This is a genomic window from Pseudoalteromonas rubra, assembly GCF_005887115.1.
GTDB classification, from domain to species: Bacteria; Pseudomonadota; Gammaproteobacteria; order Enterobacterales; family Alteromonadaceae; genus Pseudoalteromonas; species Pseudoalteromonas rubra_F.
In genome coordinates this window covers 42,236-65,209 of record NZ_PNCJ01000016.1, presented here as the reverse complement: position 1 = coordinate 65,209, position 22,974 = coordinate 42,236, and the positions used below count along the sequence as shown (strand labels likewise).

General features: G+C 48.6%; 17 protein-coding genes. 2 read left to right on the top strand and 15 right to left on the bottom strand.

From position 1 onward, the window contains the following. Positions 1–8: 8 nt before the first annotated feature. The 10 genes from CWB98_RS11985 to rppH all read right to left on the bottom strand — a co-directional run bounded on the left by CWB98_RS11985 (position 9) and on the right by rppH (position 11,422). Positions 9–2,984 (bottom strand): carboxypeptidase regulatory-like domain-containing protein, encoded by a 2,976-nt coding sequence (locus tag CWB98_RS11985; RefSeq protein ID WP_138545095.1) that lies wholly within the window; start codon positions 2,982–2,984, stop codon positions 9–11. Between the two features lie 14 nt (positions 2,985–2,998). Then, on the bottom strand, positions 2,999–3,811 hold the full coding sequence (locus tag CWB98_RS11980) for a fimbrial biogenesis chaperone (RefSeq protein WP_138545094.1): 813 nt from the start codon (positions 3,809–3,811) through the stop codon (positions 2,999–3,001). 60 nt (positions 3,812–3,871) lie between these two features. Further along, positions 3,872–4,327: a DUF4402 domain-containing protein gene (locus tag CWB98_RS11975; protein ID WP_138545093.1), complete on the bottom strand. Its 456-nt coding sequence runs from the start codon at positions 4,325–4,327 to the stop codon at positions 3,872–3,874. Positions 4,328–4,366: 39 nt separating this feature from the next. Then, positions 4,367–4,951 (bottom strand): DUF4402 domain-containing protein, encoded by a 585-nt coding sequence (locus CWB98_RS11970; protein WP_138545092.1) that lies wholly within the window; start codon positions 4,949–4,951, stop codon positions 4,367–4,369. 219 nt (positions 4,952–5,170) lie between these two features. Continuing rightward, positions 5,171–5,785 carry a hypothetical protein gene (locus CWB98_RS11965; RefSeq protein ID WP_138545091.1) on the bottom strand — a complete coding sequence of 205 codons (615 nt, stop codon included), beginning with the start codon at positions 5,783–5,785 and terminating at the stop codon, positions 5,171–5,173. A 68-nt stretch (positions 5,786–5,853) separates the two neighbouring features. Then, complete coding sequence (locus CWB98_RS11960) at positions 5,854–6,687, bottom strand: thymidylate synthase (protein ID WP_138545090.1); 834 nt, start codon at positions 6,685–6,687, stop codon at positions 5,854–5,856. Between the two features lie 152 nt (positions 6,688–6,839). After that, positions 6,840–7,634, bottom strand: a complete 795-nt coding sequence (lgt, locus tag CWB98_RS11955) for a prolipoprotein diacylglyceryl transferase (RefSeq protein ID WP_138545089.1) — start codon at positions 7,632–7,634, stop codon at positions 6,840–6,842. A gap of 9 nt (positions 7,635–7,643) precedes the next feature. Continuing rightward, entirely contained in the window at positions 7,644–8,456 is an 813-nt protein-coding gene (locus tag CWB98_RS11950) for a sulfite exporter TauE/SafE family protein (protein WP_138545088.1), read from the bottom strand. 66 nt (positions 8,457–8,522) lie between these two features. Next, positions 8,523–10,802, bottom strand: a complete 2,280-nt coding sequence (ptsP, locus tag CWB98_RS11945; protein ID WP_138545087.1) for a phosphoenolpyruvate--protein phosphotransferase — start codon at positions 10,800–10,802, stop codon at positions 8,523–8,525. A 101-nt stretch (positions 10,803–10,903) separates the two neighbouring features. After that, entirely contained in the window at positions 10,904–11,422 is a 519-nt protein-coding gene (gene rppH, locus CWB98_RS11940; protein WP_054017354.1) for an RNA pyrophosphohydrolase, read from the bottom strand. Between the two features lie 429 nt (positions 11,423–11,851). Between rppH and mutH the strand changes: the two genes are divergently transcribed. Next, a complete protein-coding gene (gene mutH, locus CWB98_RS11935; protein ID WP_138545086.1) occupies positions 11,852–12,526 on the top strand; it encodes a DNA mismatch repair endonuclease MutH in 675 nt (224 codons plus the stop codon). Between the two features lie 70 nt (positions 12,527–12,596). Here the strand turns inward: mutH and eno are convergent, their stop codons facing one another. From eno to rlmD, 5 genes are all read right to left on the bottom strand, one after another. Beyond that, entirely contained in the window at positions 12,597–13,889 is a 1,293-nt protein-coding gene (eno, locus tag CWB98_RS11930; protein WP_046003480.1) for a phosphopyruvate hydratase, read from the bottom strand. Positions 13,890–14,033: 144 nt separating this feature from the next. Next, positions 14,034–15,668 carry a CTP synthase gene (locus CWB98_RS11925; protein WP_046003479.1) on the bottom strand — a complete coding sequence of 545 codons (1,635 nt, stop codon included), beginning with the start codon at positions 15,666–15,668 and terminating at the stop codon, positions 14,034–14,036. A gap of 103 nt (positions 15,669–15,771) precedes the next feature. Next, entirely contained in the window at positions 15,772–16,572 is an 801-nt protein-coding gene (gene mazG, locus CWB98_RS11920) for a nucleoside triphosphate pyrophosphohydrolase (protein ID WP_138545085.1), read from the bottom strand. 2 nt (positions 16,573–16,574) lie between these two features. Beyond that, positions 16,575–18,731, bottom strand: coding sequence for a GTP diphosphokinase (relA, locus tag CWB98_RS11915; protein ID WP_138545084.1), 2,157 nt, complete (start codon positions 18,729–18,731; stop codon positions 16,575–16,577). Positions 18,732–18,735: 4 nt separating this feature from the next. Further along, positions 18,736–20,061, bottom strand: a complete 1,326-nt coding sequence (rlmD, locus tag CWB98_RS11910) for a 23S rRNA (uracil(1939)-C(5))-methyltransferase RlmD (protein ID WP_138545083.1) — start codon at positions 20,059–20,061, stop codon at positions 18,736–18,738. A gap of 82 nt (positions 20,062–20,143) precedes the next feature. Between rlmD and barA the strand changes: the two genes are divergently transcribed. After that, complete coding sequence (barA, locus tag CWB98_RS11905) at positions 20,144–22,921, top strand: two-component sensor histidine kinase BarA (RefSeq protein WP_138545082.1); 2,778 nt, start codon at positions 20,144–20,146, stop codon at positions 22,919–22,921. The last annotated feature ends 53 nt before the right edge of the window (positions 22,922–22,974 follow it).

Here is a 22,974-nt window from a genome sequence, read left to right as displayed (position 1 = left end):
CACTCCTCTTATAACTTCAGTTCTGTGTCTTCAAGCTGACAGGGAACGCCAGCGCTTTGCAATGACTCGCAACGTTGCTGCAGCTGTGTGGTATCTGCACCCTGGTAAATGAACGCAATCCCCAACACATAGGACTTGGCTTTTTCATCAAAAACATAAAATGGAGGCTCTGATATCAGGCTACTATGACGTTGACGGAGCAACAGCGCATAAGTTTTTAAGACTGCCAGTGATGTAAAACGCCCGGCAGAAAGAACTGTGACGGCTTTAGTTGACTGTGGTGCCAACTGCAAATCGACTTCAACCAGCACATCCCCCTGCTCCGACAGGACCACCTCAACCTGATCGCTATGTGTCAGACCACGCCTTGCAGCACTTGTCACTTTTGCCTGATAGCGGCCAGGCTTAACGCCCGTAAATACATAGTACCCATCGTATGCCGCCTCTGTTCTGGCAGCCTCCTGTCCATGCTCATCAATCAAAGTCACTTCTGCATAAGGCAGGGGCGCATTATCGGTGTCCGTTTGTTGGTACACAACCCCTTCTATTTCGCTGGTGTTCACGAGGGGAAATTCAAGATACTCCACAAAGCCTTGCCGTGGCGTGATTGCAACCCCTTCGCTTGCGGGAACAACAAAAGGCATTTCTAGACTCTGAGTATCAATCACCATGTCTGTTTTTTGGTTAACAGGCATACCACTGAGCAAAACCAGCCCCTGCTCATCGGTTTTGCCCTGCATATAATTTTGCAGCGCCCGGATCCGCACATCAGGCACCACTTCGTCATCCGCATCAAATACCCCATTGGCATTATGATCCAGATAGACTTTAACCAGTACAGCCCCATTGCTCGCCAGTCGCCGCTGACTCACTAACAATTGTTCGCTCTCGTTGTGATACCCGAAACTGAACTGACCATTGACTCCCAGCTCCCACTCATCATCACTGTCGTAGCTCAACTGACTGTTAAGGCGTATTTTATCACCCAGCCAGTTCAGTCCTAATTCACTCTTTTGGTAGTCGGTATCAAGTGTTTCCCGAAAGCTCAGCTCAACATTGAACTGCTCGTTCAGGCTACGGTAGAACCTTGTTTCATATGCCGTTAGCTCGCTGTATGGATGTAAGTCATAGTCTAAAATCAGCCGGCCAAAGACGCGGCCTAAACGGGTTTGAAATCGCAGCTGACCAGCGGTTGCATGCTCTGTAGAAGAACTGCTGGATTGACGTTGCAGCTGATTGCTGATGTTCACACGGCCAAACGACATACCCACCCGATTGGTCAATACTGTGTATTCGTTGTCCTGATCGGTACGATTCCACTGTATCTGATTCTGATAAGACAGTGGCTTATCAAATACATCAACCGACCCCGACATCACCATATTCATACCCTGACTATGACGGTATTCTTCGCCCGTTTGTCCACTCGTGAGCTGCCGTCGTTGTGTTTGCCAGCTGGCACTAATGGCCTGCCCGGCCCACTCTGTTCTGGCACTGAGTTGCGCCTGGTGCTGAGCGTCACTGTCGTGGGATAAGTCCAGATTTAGCAGCATTTTTTTCCACAGACTCAACGTACCACCAGCCGTCAGGACGCGCTCTGTCTGCGGCTCATTCGTCAAAGCCTGTGAGATACCCGCATATACCGACATAACTTCGGAAATACCGAGATCGTAACGGCCATCAAACTGCCAACCAGAACGAGACGTTGGTGCGGAGTCATTGTTAAACACCGATCCACCCACATCGGTTACTGACACATCAAAATAACCCTGGCCGCTGTCCAGTCCAGTCCCTTCCACAAAATAGCTGCGCTGTTCACGCTCGACTTGCCCCTGGGGACCATATTTGACCAACTCAAACTGATTGCTGCCAAAATACAGGGGGATACGGTCAAAATCATAGCGACCCGTTTGGATCTGAAGCTGCTGTGCGACTAACAGGCCATTATGATACAGTTCAACGTCCCAGCCAGCTTGAACTGAACCACTGATCTGTACACTTTGCTCCTGAGTTTCATTATGCAGAGGCTTATCGGCAACACGCACCCCGACACCTTGTCCTGAGGGTTGCCCGGCGCCAATGTGTGTCGCGAGAATATCGCCTACCTCAACCTGGGTGGCTTTAAGCTCGCCTAACAGGCGGCCTTTTCCATCTTCGCGCTTGCCTTTGAGGCGTCCCTGATCGACAACATCGCCGTCGGTGCCTGAAACAAAATACTCGACATTCCAGAACGCCAGGTCATGTGCCCCAAGCATAGAGTAGTAATTAGTATCCTCTTTGTTGTCGCGACGATAGCCAAACTGAACATCCATCAGTGGTGACGATAACATCTGATAAGCATTCGGTTTCCAGGTTAGTCTGGAGGCTGCATGACCTTGATGCTGGGCCAAACGGCGATTCGCCCGAGCCTGACGCTCGAGTGCTGGCAATGGCTCAGGACTCTGCACACTGAGCCTTTGATCTGTATAATTGAACTGTAAATCGAGCCCAAACCAATCAGCAATTAAGGCTGACTCGACAAACACCTCTCCCTGCGTATGTAATACATCCTGTTGCACAACAGCGTACTGCTGTTCGTTGACCAGCACCATCCCTTGCGCACTATCAAATGAAAAAGTGCGTTCCGGGCTAAGATACCAGCCAGAGAAATGATCGGCTTTTTCATCATCACTGATGGCAAAATCCAGTACGGCAAATAAGCTGCGCAATTCAATTTTGGCATCTCGCTGGCTTTTGACCGCAAACACTTCACCCAGATAGACATTGTCGGCATATACAGACAAAAACAAATCTTCCCCTTCCGGGATACCTGTTTGTTTTGGCTGATTGCTGACCGTCAGGCTGGCTTTAGACTGTGTTAGCTTAGCTTGTATACGTTGCAGCGTACTGAGCGCCTTGGAGAGATCCTGCTGCTGAGCGCCGTAGACAGGCATGGCGCTTCCCAACACCAGCCCAAGTAACAGAGTCAGAACAAATCTCACCATTTAATTGCCAGAGATCAGCGTAAAGTGACAGAGAAAGTGCGCTCTGCGAATGACAGTCCCTGATATTCGCCACTGCCGGTGTACACGACTTTTAATTCCCCTGAGCGCCCCCCCTGCACTATGCTCGGGTCTATCAGTTTTAACTGTAAGTGCGACTGACTGACCTCAGGATAAATGCTGTAACTGCTCACTATGGCGGCTTCTTTCCACTTAGCTTTACTGTGCCCGCGCCAAAATACACTGACCTGGCCAAACGTACTTGCATCACCCTGACGTGACAGCGCCAGGCTAACAGTGTCGTAACGACCGCTTTCTCCACGGCTCACCTTGGCATCATCAATGGTCACACGAGGCACAGATGCCGATTGGCGGTAAATCACGGGAATACTGTAACTCATGATCATGTTAAGCCTGATCCCAACTCCCTGTTGTGCAGAGTCTTTTTTCTCAGGCAATGCCTGAAAGAACAGATGTGAGCGGTACTCACCCGCAGCCATGTCTTTTTTTCGGCGCAAAGCGAGTTTTACGACCTGACGCTCACCTGGTGCAAGGCGCACCTGCTTGGGTGTCATTCTGAGCAAGCCACTTAAACGTTTCGGGTTTTCCTGCTCGGACACATCTTTATACCCCCCCTCTGGCAGCGCCAGCTTTTCTTTAAAACTCAGGCGGTAAGTTTTGTACTCCTGACTATTGTTGATCAGAAATACTTTGGCATTTCGCTGGCGCTCATCAAACACGACACGGGTGGGTGAAATCAGTAGGTTAGCCTGAGACTGCGCGGCACAAAACAACAGCACCAACAGCACGATGTGAGTAATATATTTCATTGGATTTTGCCTATTCTACTTCTAACGGCGATGAATATGAGTCTGTGCTTACTAAATAACTTAATAGCTTACTTCGACGCTGATGGTTGTCTCATACTGCCCATCCAGGTAGCTGCCTGCATTGGGCATGCTCTGCAATGTGCCACCTATCACAAGCCGGGCGCGACCATATCGATCGGTGAAGACCCTGGCAGAATGATGGAGCTGTATTACACGTAATTTGCCCTGGCTGATAAGTTGAGTATGCGCCAGCTCATCATCGAGTATGTCTGTTGATATATTCAGATAGACACCAATGGGAAAGGATTCCAGTATCAGCTCAGCTGGATGCCCTTTTTCGACCACATGAATACTGCCTGAGGAGCTTGTTCCGCCGCCCCGTGACACAGTTACAGTGCCGACCACACTGGGGTCTGCTACAATAACAGTACCAAAATTAAGGTCAGCATTGAGTATAATACTCGCCTGACAGCACATACTGCCTATCAAACTGACGAGTAATAAAAGCGCCTTCATATGAAACTGGCGGGCTATTCAATCACCCGCCATAGCCGATTAGTAGCTCAGCTCAACACTGAACGTACCTTCGTACTCACCGTCAATATAGTTTCCTGCAGCGGCACTGGTTGTTGTCAGTGTTGCACCTACATTAAACGCAATTTTACCGTCAGCATCAGCCTGTACGGTAGTTGTTGCCGGGGCTGGCGATGTGCCTGAAGTCACATAGTAGGTGAAAGTACCTAGCTTAAAGCCGGGAGTTGTTGGCGGCAAATCTTTCGGTAAAACATCGGTTTCTGTTGGATCGGTAATCGTCAGCGTCGCATAGGGTGAAATACCCTCAACGGTAAATTTCGCTGGCGTACCGGGTTCCAGAATTGCAATCTCTGCTTTTGTCACATCGGTTGAGTCAGCCCGAGGCGCAGTATTGGGGTTTGCAGCGATAATCAGAGTCGCCGTTTCTACACCACCCGTGTCGCCACTGGCACGTATCGTACCGAAGCTAAGTGGCTCGGCATTTTCAAAGGTGAAGATATTTCTTACTGTTACGGATGCTTTGAATTCCGCAGGCTGCGCTGCAGCCAGTAAAGGCATTGCAGCCAGAATTGAGAGTAGAGAGTACTTGTTCATTAACTTTTCCATCAGCTAATCCTTTTCATTAAATAGCCGCTTCCATATCCGGCCAAACCACACGTGCAGCGCTTTGCACTGAACGCAAAACTAAGACTTTATAATGATTTTATCAATTCATTCGAGTGCCCTTGGGTAGAAAGGTGCTCAATTTGAATAAAAACACTACTCAGACTTCTTTTATATCGTACCTAAATACAAAATCTTTAATATTATTTCAATGTTTTTTAGCTAGTTAACCAATTTACAAGGTTGACCACTGGCTTGAATAAGACGGCAAAATACGACACTTTCTTGCACAGACATGAACCCCCAAGCCTGGGAAAGGTAAAACTGAGTGCCATTCACAGCCGGCGTTTGTAAATATACAGATACAGAGCTGAACATCTCTGGATAGTAACTTTGTATGAGAGACAAAGACGCTCTGATCCGTTCATTTTGTGCCTGAGCCCGAGTATTCAAAAGGTGGCGACCAAACTGTACGACAATGGAACCTTCGCTTGGTGTATTGAACTGCTTGCTGGCGGAGTCCGGTGTCACTTGATGAGTGACAACCTCTTTCTCTGGCTGAGCAATTTTCTCTTCAATCGGTTTGATATCACTGGCAGAAGACAATAAGGCCAGTAACTGTGACAAGTCCTGCTCCATCGCGGCAACACGCTCAATACCTGCTTTGTGCTCATTGTAAGTTTTGATCAACTCAGCCCTGGCAAGCGCTTCCGCCTCCTCGTCGACTGATGGCTTTGAGCTGCACGCGGACAACAGTCCGACTGCGGCCAGTAGCGCGGTCCACTTACCAACGCGCTGATAAGACAATAGCTGAGTCACTTCATAATGGATAGACATATGTCTTTCTCCTTCTACAACAAGCGGCCTTCACTGGCCGCCTACTACCTACCTGGAACAGCCTATGATCAAATAGCAACAGGCGCTTTGATATTGGGATCGGCGTTGTAGCCTTCGATGGCAAAATCTTCAAAGCGATAGTCATAAATAGATTCTGGCTTGCGTAAAATGTTTAACGTGGGCAGGCCCTTAGGTTCACGTTGTAATTGCTGCTCAATCTGTTCCATGTGGTTTGAATAAGCATGTAAATCGCCAAAGCTGACAATCACTTCGCCAGGTTCAAGGTCGCATTGTTGCGCCAACATATGCACCAGCAAAGACAAACTGGCGATGTTATACGGCAGCCCCAGGAAAATATCTGAGCTGCGAATATATAACTGTCCGGATAACTTACCGTCTGCGACATAAAACTGATACAGCAAGTGACACGGAGGTAAGGCCATGCGACCAGCCTCAACATTCTCTTGCGGGCTCATCGACTCGTCCGGCAGGTACTCAACGTTCCAGCCATGGAATAGAATACGACGACTATTGGGGTTGTTTTTTAACGTATCAACCACATAGTCGATCTGGTTAATTTCACCACCGTCTTTGGTCGGCCAGGCCGTCCACTGTTTACCGTATATTGGACCCAGTTCACCATCTTCCAGCGCCCACTCATCCCAGATTTTAACGCCGTTTTCATTGAGCCAGGTTTTATTGGTGTCGCCTTTAAGAAACCAGATCAACTCATTAGCAATACTCTTGAAGTGTAGCTTTTTGGTGGTCAGCAAAGGAAAGCCATCTTTGAGGTTATGGCGGATTTGACGGCCAAACACGGAGCGCGTCCCTGTACCAGTGCGGTCCCCTTTCTGGGTGCCGTTTTCTAATACATCTCGCAATAACTCCAAATACACTTTCATGCTTTACTCCTCACAATGATCTCACTATTGACCCTGCTCAAGGGCTTTGTATAGCACGAAAGTATACTACGTTCGCAGGCTCGGGTAACTAATTCAAGGCAGGATTTATTGGCAAGTAAAACGGGACCCCAAGATTAGGGTCCCGGTGTGGTTTAAGCGCGTGCTGTCACAGTGCGTTTGTGGCTCCAGATCATCAGGCCCAGGCCACCGATGACCATAGGTAAAGACAAAATCTGCCCCTGAGAAATCATCCCGGCATACAAACCGATATGGGCATCCGGTTCACGGAAATACTCAACGATGAAACGGAAAGTACCATATCCAAGCAGGAACAAACCTGCTACGCTGCCGGCCGGCCGTGACTGCTTTCTGTACCAGATCAGCATGATAAACAACACTAGCCCTTCCAGGAATGCCTCATAAAGTTGCGATGGGTGACGGGCAACCGGGCCGCCCGTCGGGAAAACAACCGCCCATGGGACATCCGTTGCTCGACCCCATAACTCTCCATTGATAAAGTTACCTATACGTCCTGCAAGTAAACCAACCGGTACCATGGGCACGACGAAGTCGCCCACAGCCAGCGGAGATTTCTTAAACCGCCAGGCAAAAATAAAGATGCCCGCGATCACACCAAGCGCACCACCATGGAATGACATGCCACCCTGATCGATACGCAGCAGATACATTGGGTTCTCGAGGAAGTGGCTGAACTGATAAAACAACACATAGCCAATTCGCCCGCCCAGGATCACGCCGAGCATACCGTAAAACAGCAGATCACTGACCTCATCTTTAGTCCAGCCAGAATTGGGCTTATCAGCCTCTTTGTTTGCCCACCACATAGCAAACGCAAAACCGATTAAATACATCACGCCATACCAGCGCACACTTAGGGGTCCAATCGAGAATATGATTGGATCGATTTCTGGAAACTGCAAAGCCATCGCTTTCCCTCAATAAAATAACATTTTTCCCGCAATCACCACGAGCAGTAACGCGAACACTTTCTTAATCACTGGCACTGGCAGATAGTGCGTTGCTTTGGCCCCGATAGGAGCGACAAACCAAGAAGTCAGCACAATACCAAATAACGCCGGCAAATACACAAAACCGGCAAATCCATCGGTCAATTTCAATGTCTGACCACCCGAGACCACGTAACCTACGGAGCCAAACAGCGCAATCACGATGCCACCAACTGCGGCACAGCCAATTGCTTTTCGCATATCGACAGAAAAATAACTGAGCAGCGGCACAATTAACACGCCCCCGCCGATGCCAATCATGGCAGACAATGCGCCCATTAAGGTCGTGATGCTTGCCAAAACAGGGCCGGACGGCAAACTGCGCGGCTTTTCTGGGGTATTTGATTGTGAACTGAATACCATTTTAGCGGCAATTAGCAACACAGAAATGACAAACGTCCATTTTACCCACTGCACCGGGATAAGGGCGACCATAAAGCCACTGATCAAAGCCCCTACCGCGACGCCTGCCATTATCCAGGGGGCAATATCCCAGGGCACATTATGATTGCGATGATGTGCTAGCGCAGAAGAAGTTGAGGTAAACAAGATTGAAGCCAGCGAAGTCGCTATCGCAACAACAATCACATGGTCACTGGCCAGCACATCGAAGTACAACAGAATTGCCGACAATACAGGTACAATGATCAACCCTCCGCCAATACCGAGTAACCCGGCGAGAAAGCCAACAACGCAGCCAAGTAAGGCACAGCATAGAATGAGTAACACACTGATTGTCATAAAGACACTCTTATTATTATGGGCGCGTTATAGTAGCGTATCTGCGTACGCGCCTCCAGTCGCGGTTCAGGCTGTATCACTTTTGGTATAAAGTAGCTCGCTCAGCCCATGCGCTATCAGAAACTCACGCAACAGGCGATGAACCTGCTTGGCACTGGATGCCATGAGGCATTGATTCAATAAAGCTTCCATATCTTTGACGGCCAGACGGCGTAATGTCCATTTTATTTTGTTTAAAGATGAAATGTTCATACTGAGGCGGCGAAATCCCATCGCAACAAGTAAAATAGCACCTTCCGGCTCTCCCCCAAGCTCCCCGCATAGACTAAAGGGCAGCTCCAACTGCTGACAATCATCGGCTATTTTTTTTAGCACGCGCAAGACACTCGGGTGATAGGGCTCAAACAGTTCCGCTACCTGCGCATTAGCGCGGTCAACAGCCAACAGATATTGGGTCAGGTCGTTGCTACCCACGGAGCAAAAATCGACCTTTTCTGCCCACTCTGGCAGTAAAAAGATACTCGATGGCACTTCCAACATCACGCCAATATCGGGCTTGTCTATGGTATAAAACTGATCCGCCCACTCTTCCTGTAATTCAAAGTATGCCTGCTCCAGCAGCGCCAGTGCTTCATCAACCTCCTCAGTGTGGCTGACCATAGGCAACATAATTCGCAAATTACCTAATCCCGCATTGGCTTTAAGCATAGCTTTGAGCTGATCTAAAAATAACTCTGGATGGTCCAGAGTCACTCTGATCCCTCGCCAGCCTAAAAATGGGTTGTCTTCACTGATATTAAAGTAATCCAGTACTTTATCACCGCCAATATCCAGCGTGCGCATAATCACAGGTTCAGGGTGATAACGCGCCAGTACGTCCCGATACCAACTCTCCTGCTCCGCCTGCGAAGGAAATTGTCCTCGCTGCATAAACCAGGCTTCAGTCCGATACAAACCCACACCATCACAGTATCTGGCACTGAGGTGTTCAGTAGATAAATCCAGGCCCGCGTTCAGCAACAAACTTATCCGTTCACCATCTGCGGTAACGGAAGACAAATGATGCTCGGCTTCAAATTTATCGTGTAACTGGCCTTCTTTGAGCTTCAGTGCAGCGTATTCATTGCGCAGCACATCCGAAGGCGAAATATAGACTCGGCCGGCATAGGCGTCGAGGATCATGTCTTTGCCATCGAATTGCAGCAAGGGAATATCTTCAATCCCCCAGATGGCTGGGATCCCCATTGCCCGAGTCAGAATCGAGGCATGAGAATTTGCTGAGCCATGAACGCTGATGACCCCTTTGAGCTTGTCTTTCGGTACTTCGGCCAGCATTGCCGGTGTCAGCTCATTGGCGATTAAGATGGTATTGTCCGGATAGCTTTTTACCATGCTCTCAGTGCTAACCAGATGGTGTAATACCCTCAGTCCCAAATCTCTGACATCAACCGCCCGCTCCCGAATATATGGATCAGACATAGCTTCAAATTGTGTCACTAGCTCAACAATCACGTGCTTTAACGCTGATTTTGCATTCCAGCCTTGCTCCAGCTGTTGCTCTACACGCTGCCCCAGGCTTCGTGCATCCAGTAGTTGCTGATACACTTCAAAGACAGCCAGAGCTTCTTTGGGCAATGAATCACTGAGGGTATTTTTTAGGACATGAAACTCTTGTCGGGTAGCAGCCACCGCTTGTTGGAATAATTGCCGTTGCTGATGGACTTGTTCACATTGCTGAGATTCAATACTGGCAAAGTCGAGTTTGGGGATCACCACAAAGGCTTCACCCAGTGCAATACCTGGCGCACTTGCAACGCCTTTAAGTACCGATGTTTTGTGGCTGGATGCATCCTGCTTGAGCACCGACTGCAACTCAACCTGTGCAAGCTGTGAGGCCAGCTGTGCGGACAGCGTAATTAAAAAAGACTCTTCGTCGTGACTAAAGACCCGCTCCTCACGCTGTTGAACAACGATCACGCCCAATACTTTGCGCTGGTGCACAACCGGCACAGACAAGAAGGCATTGTAGCCTTCCTCGTGCACTTCTGCATGCAGCTTAAACCTGGGGTGGCTTTGCGCATGAGCAATATTGATGGGCTCTTCTCGCTGAGCAACCAGCCCAACCAGCCCCTCGGTGAAGCCAACCCTAAATTGCCCGACGACATCTGGGTTGAGGCCATCGCTGGCCATCAGTACAAAGTTATCCTGACTATAATCGGCAAAATAAACGGAACAACACTCTGTGTGCATTGCTTCCTTTACCATCATCACAAAGCGGGATAAAGCTGTTTCGAGGTTATCCTGCTGTGAGACCACCTCTGCGATAGTCCGTAATGTTGCTAACACACCTGACTCCTAAATTGGTAGAAATCGCTCTGTACTGCTCATTTACTCTTTCTGTTTTTTCGAACCTTTGTGCTGCCCGGGTACATGCTGCTCATTTATTGTTAACGGCGACGCCAGTGATCTTTATGCGAATGCTCTTTGCGATTGAACGGCATTGCAAACGGCGCAAACTCTTTCATTACCCGACGATACACATCGCGTTTAAATGAGACCACCTGACGTACAGGGTACCAATAGCTAACCCAGCGCCAATCATCAAACTCGGGGTGATGAGTACGCATCAAGTCTACATCTTCATCTTTGCACTTGAGTTTCAGTAGAAACCACTTTTGCTTCTGGCCAATACAGACTGGGCTCGAATCTTTGCGGATCAGTCGCTTTGGCAATTTATAGCGTAACCAATGTTTTGAGCTTGCAACGATTTCTACATCTTCTGGCCGTAACCCAACTTCCTCATGCAGTTCTCGGTACATGGTTTGTTCTGGCGTTTCTCCTTCATCCACACCACCTTGTGGAAACTGCCATGAATGCTGACCATAGCGGCGCGCCCAAAATACCTGCCCCTGATTGTTACAAATAACAATACCTACATTGGCACGAAATCCTTCGGCATCAATCACCTTAAGTGCCTCGTATACTTTTTTATATGAATTTGATTGTTCCACAACTCAGGGCACTGGGCAAATTTAATTCCTGCTTTTACGCAACTTACCCACAACTTGTGCATAAGTTTAATGATTCATGATGATTTTACAAACAAATCCACAATATGATGGTAAATTTAGTATTTTCTCCACAGAATCTGTGGATAATTATGTTTATATGCTTGTATTTATCCAAAGCATGGCTGTTTTTAAAACATATACTTATTGTTTCAATTTAAAAAAAACCATATAAATCATAACATTAATAAGTTAAATCGATAAAGCCACAGCTTAAAGAGTAACCCACAACGAAGACGTTCAAAAAACACACAAAGATATTTTAATCCACATCGATGATTTGATTTTGGTACCATACACCCCCACCAAAACAAAGAGAGCCAGACTGTGCAAAAACCGACTCCCCCACGCTCAATTGCTGAACTCATGACTCGTGTTGATGCCATTGCCGGACAAACTCTGGGAGAATTAGCCGCGCAGTTTCATTTTAAGACCCCAGAGGATCTTAACCGCGAAAAAGGCTGGCCAGGCCAGCTGATTGAATATGTGCTTGGCGCCAGTGCGGGCTCGAAACCTGTGCCCGACTTTGAATTTATCGGTGTCGAGCTAAAAACCTTACCCATTGGGTATAATGGAAAACCGCTCGAAACCACTTATGTGTCTGTGGTACCACTGACCAACCTGACTGGATTACGCTGGCAGGACAGCACCGTTAAGAAAAAACTGAATCACGTATTGTGGCTACCTATTTTAGCTGAGCGAGATATTCCCCCTGTAAATAGAACAATCGGCACGGGCTTTCTGTGGCAGCCAAATAAAGTGCAGGAATACCAGTTGCAGCGAGACTGGGAAGAACAGATAGAATTGATCGCACTTGGCCGCATCGATGAGATCAGTGGCAAGCTAGGCGAGGTCATGCAGATCCGACCAAAAGCGGCCAACAGTAAAGCCCTGACCGATGCCATTGGTCCTCAGGGCAAATTAATCAAAACCCTGCCCCGCGGTTTTTACCTGAAAATGCAGTTTACCCAGGGTATTCTGGCTGAGCAGTTTGTCGGGTAAATAAACCAACAATAACAAGCACAAAAAAAGCCGCGTAAATTACGCGGCTTTTTCAGTCAGGTACTAGGGATTACTGACCTTTGATCTCACTACGACCTTTATAGATAGCCTTGTCGCCCAGCGCTTCTTCGATGCGTAGCAACTGGTTGTACTTAGCAACACGGTCAGAGCGGCACAGTGAGCCAGTCTTGATTTGGCCAGCCGCAGTACCCACTGCTAAATCAGCGATGGTTGCGTCTTCTGTTTCACCTGAACGGTGAGAGATAACCGCAGTGAAACCTGCATCCTGTGCCATCTTGATTGCGTCCAGAGTTTCAGACAGTGAACCAATTTGGTTGAACTTGATCAGGATTGAGTTACCGATCTGCTCATCGATACCACGCTTAAGGATCTTAGTGTTAGTAACGAACAGGTCATCACCCACCAGCTGTACTTTGTCACCGATCTTATCTGTCAGGATCTTCCAGCCAGCCCAGTCACTTTCGTCCAGACCGTCTTCGATAGACACGATTGGGTAACGTGCCGCCAAGTCAGCCAGGAAACCAGCGAACCCTTCAGAATCGAATGCTTTGCCTTCACCCTGCAGGTCGTATTTGCCGTCTTTGTAGAACTCAGACGCTGCACAGTCCAGTGCCAGCGTGACGTCTTTGTTCATTTCGTAGCCAGCAGCGGCAACCGCTTCAACGATCACTTCCAGTGCTTCTTCGTTTGATTTAAGGTCTGGTGCAAAACCACCTTCATCACCTACTGCAGTATTAAGACCACGTGATTTCAATACTTTCTTCAGGCTGTGGAAGATTTCTGCACCCATGCGCAGTGCTTCACGGAAGCTTTTCGCGCCCACTGGCTGAACCATGAACTCCTGGATATCAACGTTGTTGTCAGCGTGCTCGCCGCCGTTCAGGATGTTCATCATAGGTACTGGCATAGAGTACTGGCCTGCTGTGCCATTGATGTCAGCAATGTGCTCGTACAGTGCAACGCCTTTTTCTTGTGCTGCCGCTTTAGCCGTTGCTAAAGACACAGCCAGAATCGCATTTGCACCGAGCTTTTCTTTGTTTTCAGTGCCGTCTAAATCCAGCATCAGCTGGTCAATTGCGCGTTGTTCCAGGGCATTGTGTCCGTTCAGGGCTGCTGCGATTTCGTTGTTAACATAGTTTACCGCGGTCAGTACACCTTTACCCAGGTAACGAGCTTTATCACCGTCACGTAATTCAAGTGCTTCGCGAGTTCCTGTTGATGCACCAGATGGTGCACATGCGCGGCCCCATGCGCCCGACTCTAAATGAACATCGGCTTCAACGGTAGGGTTACCACGTGAGTCCATAACTTCACGGCCAATCACTTTTACGATTTTTGACATCTTGATTCCTCTTTTCCCAAAGTGGTGAGTATGTTGTGTGTCTGCTTTCGCATTGCTATATACCCGCTGATGCAGATACATAGCAATACGCTGTGTTATTACGGTGATTAAAAAAGCCGTGCACTGAGGCACGGCTTTTCATTATTAAGAGTCAGCTTTTTGATAGCTGAACGCAGCTGCAACGAACCCTTCAAATAAAGGGTGGCCGTCACGTGGCGTTGAAGTAAACTCAGGGTGGAACTGAGCAGCAATAAACCAGGGGTGATCTTTATTTTCAATGATCTCAACCAGTTTCTTGTCTTCCGACAGACCCGTGAATGCAAGACCCGCCTGCTCAAGGCGCTCAACGTAATGATTGTTTACCTCATAGCGGTGACGGTGACGTTCGGTGATCTCTGCATTGCCGTACACGTCTCGTACTTTTGAGCCTTCTTTAAGGTGACACAGCTGAGCACCCAGACGCATCGTACCACCCAGGTCTGACTCTTCAGTACGGGTCTCAACGTTACCATCAGCATCCAACCACTCTGTGATCAGACCAACAACCGGATGAGGCGATTTAGCATCGAACTCAGTTGAGTTAGCACCTTCCAGGCCCGCCACGTTGCGCGCGTATTCAATCAGCGCAACCTGCATGCCCAAACAGATCCCCAGGTAAGGCACTTTATTTTCACGTGCGTACTTGGCAGCCAAAATCTTACCTTCAACACCCCGGTTACCAAAGCCGCCCGGCACCAAAATCGCATCCAGGTGGTCAAGTAGTTCAGTACCTTTACTCTCGATATCCTGTGAATCGACATACTCGATGTTTACAGTCACTCGATTCTTCAGACCTGCGTGCTTAAGGGCTTCGTTGACTGACTTGTAGGCGTCTGGCAATTCAATGTACTTACCAACCATACCAATGGTCACTTCACCTGTTGGGTTTGATTCCTGATATAACACCTGTTCCCACTCAGCCAAGTCTGCTTCTGGTACATCCAGGTAGAAACGACGACAAACCAGGTCATCCAGTTCTTGTGACTTAAGCAGTGCCGGGATTTTGTAGATGCTGTCTACATCTTGCAATGAGATTACGGCTTTTTCTTCTACGTTGGTGAACAGTGCAATCTTGGCACGCTCGTTAGCTGGCAGTTTGCAGTTTGAACGACACACCAGGATATCTGGCTGAATACCAATTGAACGCAGCTCTTTCACTGAATGCTGAGTTGGCTTGGTTTTTACTTCGCCCGCAGCGCCCAGGAAAGGTACTAAGGTCAGGTGCATAAATAAGGCATGCTCACGGCCCAGCTCTGTACCCAGCTGACGGATGGCTTCAAGGAAAGGTTGTGACTCAATGTCACCTACAGTACCACCGATCTCCACAATAGCGATATCATGGCCTTCAGCACCTTCCAGTACACGACGTTTAATGTCGTTCGTGATGTGTGGGATCACCTGAATGGTCGCGCCCAGGTATTCACCTTTACGCTCGCGACGCAATACATCTTCAAAAACACGACCCTGCGTGAAGTTGTTGCGGCTGGTCATTTTGGTGCGGATGAAACGCTCGTAGTGACCTAAGTCCAGATCAGTCTCTGCGCCGTCTTCCGTCACAAAGACTTCACCATGTTGGATCGGGCTCATTGTGCCAGGGTCAACATTGATATAAGGATCCAGCTTAAGGATAGTGACGTTTAAACCACGCGCTTCTAATATCGCAGCCAATGAAGCAGCTGCAATACCTTTACCCAAGGAGGAAACAACTCCGCCCGTTACGAAGATAAATTTTGTACTCATGCGAACCCTAGAATATCAGGAAAAATGGAATTTAAATAAGAATCAAGACGGGGCAATAGTATAGCAAAAGCGCAAGGGGCAATCCAGCGAAAAATCACCCCCTTTAATTATTCTCACCTGAACGCTGACGTCGTTTGACTTCTTCCCAGGCCTCATCCATTTGCACCAAGCTGGCATCCGACAAGGCAATATCCCGCTCCGCCAGAATGCCCTCGATGGCGCTAAAGCGGGCGATAAATTTGTCACTGGCGCGGCGTAGCAACTGCTCCGGATCGCGTTTAATATGGCGCGCCACATTCACGGTGGCAAACAACAAATCTCCCAGCTCTTCGGCACTGTGCTCCGAGTAAAGATCTTCACTCAGTGCTTCCTGTACCTCCGTCACTTCCTCTGCAACTTTATCCATTGCGCCATGATAACTTGGCCAGTCAAATCCTAAAGAAGCAGCGCGCTTTTGAATTTTCGCAGCGCGGGATAAAGCGGGCAGGTTCAAAGGCACATCGTCGCCAAATCGGGCTGACTCTGCACCGCGCTCCTGATCTTTGATGGCCTGCCACTGCGCATGTAATTCTGCATCGCTCAAAGTACTGGTCGGTGTCTCAAAGACATGCGGATGACGGCGCACCAGCTTATCATTAAGCCCCTGTACTATGTCATCAAACTCGAAGAGCCCGGCTTCTTTGCCTAATTGCGCGTAAAATATTACCTGAAATAATAAATCGCCCAGTTCATCTTTGAGCCCGACAAAATCCTTCTGCTCTATGCTGTCGGCCACTTCATAGGCTTCTTCCAGTGTATGCGGCACTATAGTTTCAAAGGTTTGCTGTTGATCCCAGGCGCAACCCTTTTGCGGGTCGCGCAGGGTCGCCATAATCTCGAGTAATTGCTGCAACGAGGCGCTCATAATCAGTGTTGTCTCCGGGCTTCAAATACGCCTTCTATTTGCATCAGCTTGGTCAGTAAGCGGTTCATGGCGGATAAGTCGCCCACTTCGAGTTTCATGGTGAAAATGGCAATGTGCTTATCATCCTGCGTATTGACGTTCATATTCATCACATTGAGTTTTTCGTTGGCCAGTACCGAGCTGATATCGCGGATCAGGCCGTGGCGGTCATTGGCCTCAATATGCAAGGTCACGGCATAACAGGCGCGTACTTCATCTGACCAGCTAACCGCAATTTCCCGCTCAGGATGCTGCTCGCATATATGTGCGAAGGAATCACAATCGGCGCGATGCACAGCAATGCCCCGCCCTTGTGTAATATAACCCACAATCTCATCCCCCGGAACCGGCTGACAACACTTGGCAACATGGCTCATCAGGTTGCCAACGCCTTCAACCACAATGCCATTGCTATCGCCTTTGTGCTTTTTCGGCGTGCTCATTTTAAGCTTAGGCACAGGGTCTGGCTTGTCCTGAACATAATTCAGGAACTGATTGATACGGATATCTCCCGCCCCAATAGCCACCATCAAGTCATCGAGCTCTTTAAAGTTAAAGCGTTCAATGGCTGAATCCAGATCTTTGTAAGTTAAATCCAGCTTTTGTAAGTGACCATCGAGGATCTCTTTACCCGCCTGCAGGTTTTTATCTCTGTCTTGTTGCTTAAACCAATGATGGATCTTGCTGCGCGCTCTGGATGAGTGCACATAGCCCAGTGACGGGCTGAGCCAGTCTCGACTTGGTGAGGGATTTTTCTGGGTCAGAATCTCAACCTGATCGCCGGTCGATAATTTATGGGTAAAGGGCACGATTTTGCCAAATACCTTTGCACCGATGCAGCGATGGCCAACATTGGAATGAATGTAGTAGGCAAAATCCAGTGGCGTAGCACCCAATGGCAAATCAAAAATATCGCCTTTGGGGGTAAAGACATACACTCTGTCTTCTACAACCTGGTTTTTCAGCTCTTCGGCCAGCTCGCTGCCATCGACCACTTCTTCTTGCCATTGCAGCAGTTTTCTCAGCCAGCTGATCTTTTGCTCATACCCTGAACCACGGCCCGGCAGAGCCCCTTCTTTGTACATCCAGTGCGCCGCCACGCCCAGCTCGGCATCCTGATGCATGGCCTGGGTGCGAATTTGGATCTCAACGGTTTTGCCTTCAGGACCAAACACCACAGTATGGATAGACTGATAACCATTTTGCTTTGGTGTGGCAACATAGTCATCAAATTCTTTATGCAGATGACGCCAGTTGGTGTGCACTATGCCCAGCGCGCCGTAACAGTCCTGAATTTCATTGACCACCACCCGCATCGCGCGGATATCAAAGAGCTGATCGAATTCATAATTCTTCTGCATCATTTTTTTATAGATGCTGTAGATGTGTTTGGGACGGCCATACACTTCTGCCTCAATACCCGCTTCCTTGAGCTTACTCTGGACCAGGTCGACCATATTGGTCATATAGGCTTCACGATCAAGACGTTTATCCGACAGCTGCTTTGCGATGCTCTTATAGGTTTTTGGGTGTAAATAGCGAAATGAGAGATCTTCGAGCTCCCACTTAAGCTGTCCGATCCCCAGCCGGTTCGCCAGTGGCGCAAAAATGTTGGCCGTAGCTTTAGCTGCCACCACCCGCTCTTCCTCAGAGGCATTTTTAACGGCCCGCAGGTAACAGATCTGCTCTGCCAGCTTGATCACCACAGCACGAACATCTTCCACCATGGCCAATAACATGCGCCGGATTTTGTCTATTTGCAGGCTGCCTTTGCCCTGATGTGCCAGGGTGCTGATTGAGGCCATCTGCTCAACCCCTCTGAGCAATAAGGCAACATTTTCGCCTTGTGCTTGTTCTATCGCATCTATTTCAACCTGGCCGGATAAAAAGTAGGGCGTCAGGAATGCGCCGGCCAGTGACTCTGAATCGAAATTCAGTTCCGCCAGGATCTCTACCATCTCTATGGCTTTGGCCAGGGTCGTTGTCGCTTCTTCTTCCGGACACAAGGCATAGACCTGATCCAGCCTGTCTCGCTTTTCCTGCGATAAGTTGAGCAGTGCAAGCCGGGCATGAAAGTCTGCCGGAAGACCGGATTGATGAGACTGGCGAGTCGCAACCATATGACTACCTCCTTTGAAACAACGCCATGGTTTCTATATGTCCAGTGTGCGGGAACATATTCATTAAACACACTTTATCGATCACAAAGCCAGCTTCCAGTAACAGCGCTGCATCTCTGGCCATAGTCACCGGATCGCAGGACACATATAAAATCTGTTTAAATTGCGTCAATGGTAACTGACGTAATATCTCATATGCCCCGGTACGTGAAGGGTCCAGCACTAAAACATCCAGCGACGAGTGAAGCCAGTCGGCTTCAGTCAGTGGCTGGGTGAGGTCGAACTGATGAAAGCTAACCGTGTCGATGTGGTTAGTGTGCGCATTTTGGCGTGCCATTGCAACCGAGGCTGCGACCCCTTCGACTGCGACCACTTGGTTTGCATGTTTTGCCAGCAATAAAGAGAAATTGCCAATTCCACAGAACAGGTCCAACACTTGTTCGTCGCCAGTAAGTTCAAGCCACTCTAACGCCCTGTGAAGCATTTGCTCATTGATATCGCGGTTAACCTGAATAAAGTTATCGAGTTTAAACTCAAACGTCACCCCGGCACTTTCATAGGCAGGTAATAACGCATACTCAGGCTGCGACTTTCCATCATCCCAGACAAACTCCCAGTTCTGAGCAGCAAGGCGCTCTGCAAATTGTGCTTTCACCTGAGCGCTGATTGAACGGGTATGACGCAACAACACAAATGCGCCATTATCCGCTGCACAAAACTGGATATGGCTGACACTACGCAGCTCCGGATGCGCATTTAAACTCTGCCGTAATGCTTCAAAGCCACCAGCAAAGACATCGACCATGACCCCGCAGTGATCAATTTCTACAATCTTCTTTGACCCGGCAGCACGAAATCCCAGTTTGAGCTGGTTATTTTGTTTGTCATAGATGCAGGCAATGCGCCCGGCGCGGCGATAGTGGCGTTCAGGCCCTGTCAGTGGTGGTAGCCAGGGCAACTCAGTTACTTTGGCGAATTTGTCAAATAAGGCCGAAACCGCCTGCTGTTTGTGCACCAACTGAGCACTGGCATTCAGGTGTTGTAAAGCACAGCCGCCACATTGCTGATAGTATTCACAAAACGGCGTAACCCGCTCCTCACTTGGTTCAAGCACTGTCAGGGTATACGCTTCGAAAACACGACTTTTTTGTGCCTTGATACGTGCTTTAACCCGCTCTGAGGCCAGTGCGCCGCCCACAAAGCCGACTTTACCCTGATGCCTGCACACGCCCCGCCCCTGATGATCCAGCGAGTCGATTGTCAGCTCAACTGTTTCTGCTTGTTTACTGCGTTGTTTAGAAGATTTTCCAGCACGAAATATTTGTGCCATATTGCCGCCCCTATAAGATTGCTAAACACCTGTTAACTCGATACTCTAGGACTCAGACTACTTACTGTTTTACATCCAATTTATGTCTAAATTGAGTTTGCGCGACAGCGTATTAGTGTTGACCCTGATCCCAACGGTGTTAATCGGCTTGGTACTTGGCGGCTATTTTACTATAAATCGCTACGTTGAGCTTGAACAAATCCTCAAGCAACAAGGCACCAGCCTGGCCAACACCCTGGCAATGACGGTGGAGCAGCCCCTGGCAGAACGAGATAAAGCCAGGTTGCACCGGGTGATCACCACCACCCACAATCAACATGGCAACTTCGTCAATAGCATCGCGCTGTTCAATGAAGATAATCAACTGCTGCTGACCAGCAATTATCACAACGATTTTGACCAACTGCATTATCGCGGCAACGTAACAGAGTTACACGCCACAGAAATCGTGCAGTATCTCGACAGATACATCATTTTTGCGCCAGTTAAGCTACAGCAGCAACCTGCCGCTGACTGGCAAAATGCCCATACCCGCACCACCGCAGTACTTATGATTGAGCTCAGCAAAGATCAGGCAATCATTGGACAGCAACAAGCCCTGCTGTTCAGTGGTGCAATTATTATGGTGGCATTGTTGCTCAGTGCCTTTGTTTCGACCCGACTCAGTCGCATGTTCTCTACTCCCCTGTCTCACCTGTTACTGGCTACAGATAAACTGCTCGAGGGCAAAACCAAAATTGGCGTAGATCAGCCCATGCAAGGGGAGTTTGACTTACTCCGAGAGGGGCTGATCACCATTAGTAAAAAAATGGTGTTGCAACGCGACGAAATGCAAAAGCACATAGATCAGGCCACCTGCGACTACCGTGAAACCCTTGAACAATACGAAACCCAGAACATTCAGCTTAATATCGCCAAAAAAGAAGCCCAGGTCGCCAACCGGGTTAAGTCAGACTTCCTTGCCAAAATGAGTCATGAATTAAGAACACCGCTAAATGGCGTCATTGGTTTCACCCGACAGCTCTATAAAACGCCCCTTAACAAGCACCAAAAAGATTATCTGGATACCATTGAATTATCGGCCAACAGCTTACTGACCATCATCAGTGACATACTGGATTTCTCCAAACTGGAAGCCGGTGCCATGGAACTTGAGAGTATTCAGTTCCAACTCAGGGATGCGGTAAATGAAGTGATGACTCTGCTTGCTCCGAGTGCTTATGAGAAGCAACTTGAGCTGTCGATTGCTATTAATCGTCAGGTACCGGATAACCTGGTTGGCGACCCCACCCGCTTTAAACAAGTGCTGATCAACCTGATCAGTAACGCCATCAAGTTCACCGAAAAGGGCTCGGTTAAAGTCGATATCAGCCACAGATTAAAAGGTGATAGTCAGACATCACTGCTTATTTCAGTCAGTGATACCGGACTGGGCATTGCACAGGAAAAGCAGGACACCCTGTTTACCCCGTTTGCTCAGGCTGATTCCAGCATAACCCGTAAGTTTGGTGGTACAGGTCTGGGTTTGATCATCACCAAGCATATCGTGGAAGCCATGAGTGGCCGCATTACGCTAAACTCTGCGCCGGGTAATGGTTCGTGTTTTACCTTTAATGCTATTTTTAATCTGCCAAGCCGCTTGTTTGACGACGACCTGCCTACCAAACCCCTGGAAAACAAGCGCGTACTTTACTTTGAGCCGCAAGAGCACACCCGTAATGCGGTTCAGGCTCAGCTGGAAGATTGGGCTATGCAGGTAACTTGCTGTAAGAACGAAGAAGCATTCTTCGAAGCTCTGGATCAGGAGTTTAAGTACGACATCTGTCTGATCGGTAACATGGCAACCGTAGACGATATGCAAACGGTTAAGGCCTATATTACCCAAGCCAGAGAAATGGCAGACTACCTGTATCTGATGGTTAATACCATCTCTCATAATATGCGCGAATCCTTGATTGGTAGCGGGGCCGATGCCTGTATTAGCAAACCTATGCACCACCGTAAACTGTGCGATATGCTGGCGGCGCCTTACCGTTTAGATCACCCAAGTGTCTCGATTGACGACACAGACTTAGCACATCTGCCACTCAAAGTGCTGATAGCCGATGATAATGATGCCAATTTAAAGCTGCTTTATACATTGCTTGAAGAGCAGGTCGATACCATTGATACTGCACACAATGGTGCACAAGCCGTTAGCTTATGTAAATCGCAAAAGTATGACCTGATCTTTATGGATATTCAGATGCCGATTATGGATGGCATCACCGCATGTAGAATGATTAAAGAGTCTTCCTTAAATGACGATACCCCAATCATTGCGGTCACAGCTCACGCACTGACAGGCGAGAAGGAGCAATTGATCAAAGATGGCTTCAACGGCTATATGACGAAACCCATAGATGAAGACATGCTACGCCAGATTATTTGCGACTACAGTCCGTCATTACCGCCGGAGAAACAAAAAGCACAACAGCCTCAGGTCGCCAGCATTGCCCCATTTGAAAGCCACTTACTGGATTGGGAACTTGCGCTGCAACGCGCAGGCAATAAGCCAGAGCTAGCCCTGGAGATGTTAGATATGTTGTTGCAAAGCGTTCCCGAAACCCTCAGCCAGCTGAATGAGTCGGCGCAACAGGAAGATACCCAAACGCTGCTGACGGTGATCCACAAGTTTCATGGCGCCTGCTGTTATACCGGTGTGCCGACGCTCAAAAACCTGGCCGAAACGCTGGAAACGGCTTTAAAACAATCCCGTGACTTTGATTATATTGAGCCGGAGTTGCTCGAATTAATTGATGAGCTGCAACATTTAGAGCGAGATTCACAAGTCGTATCGGGACCAGCGCTTACGCATTAGCGAACGTAAAGAGGGTGTTCGTATGGTTCAACAATCCTACAGGCATTAAAAAA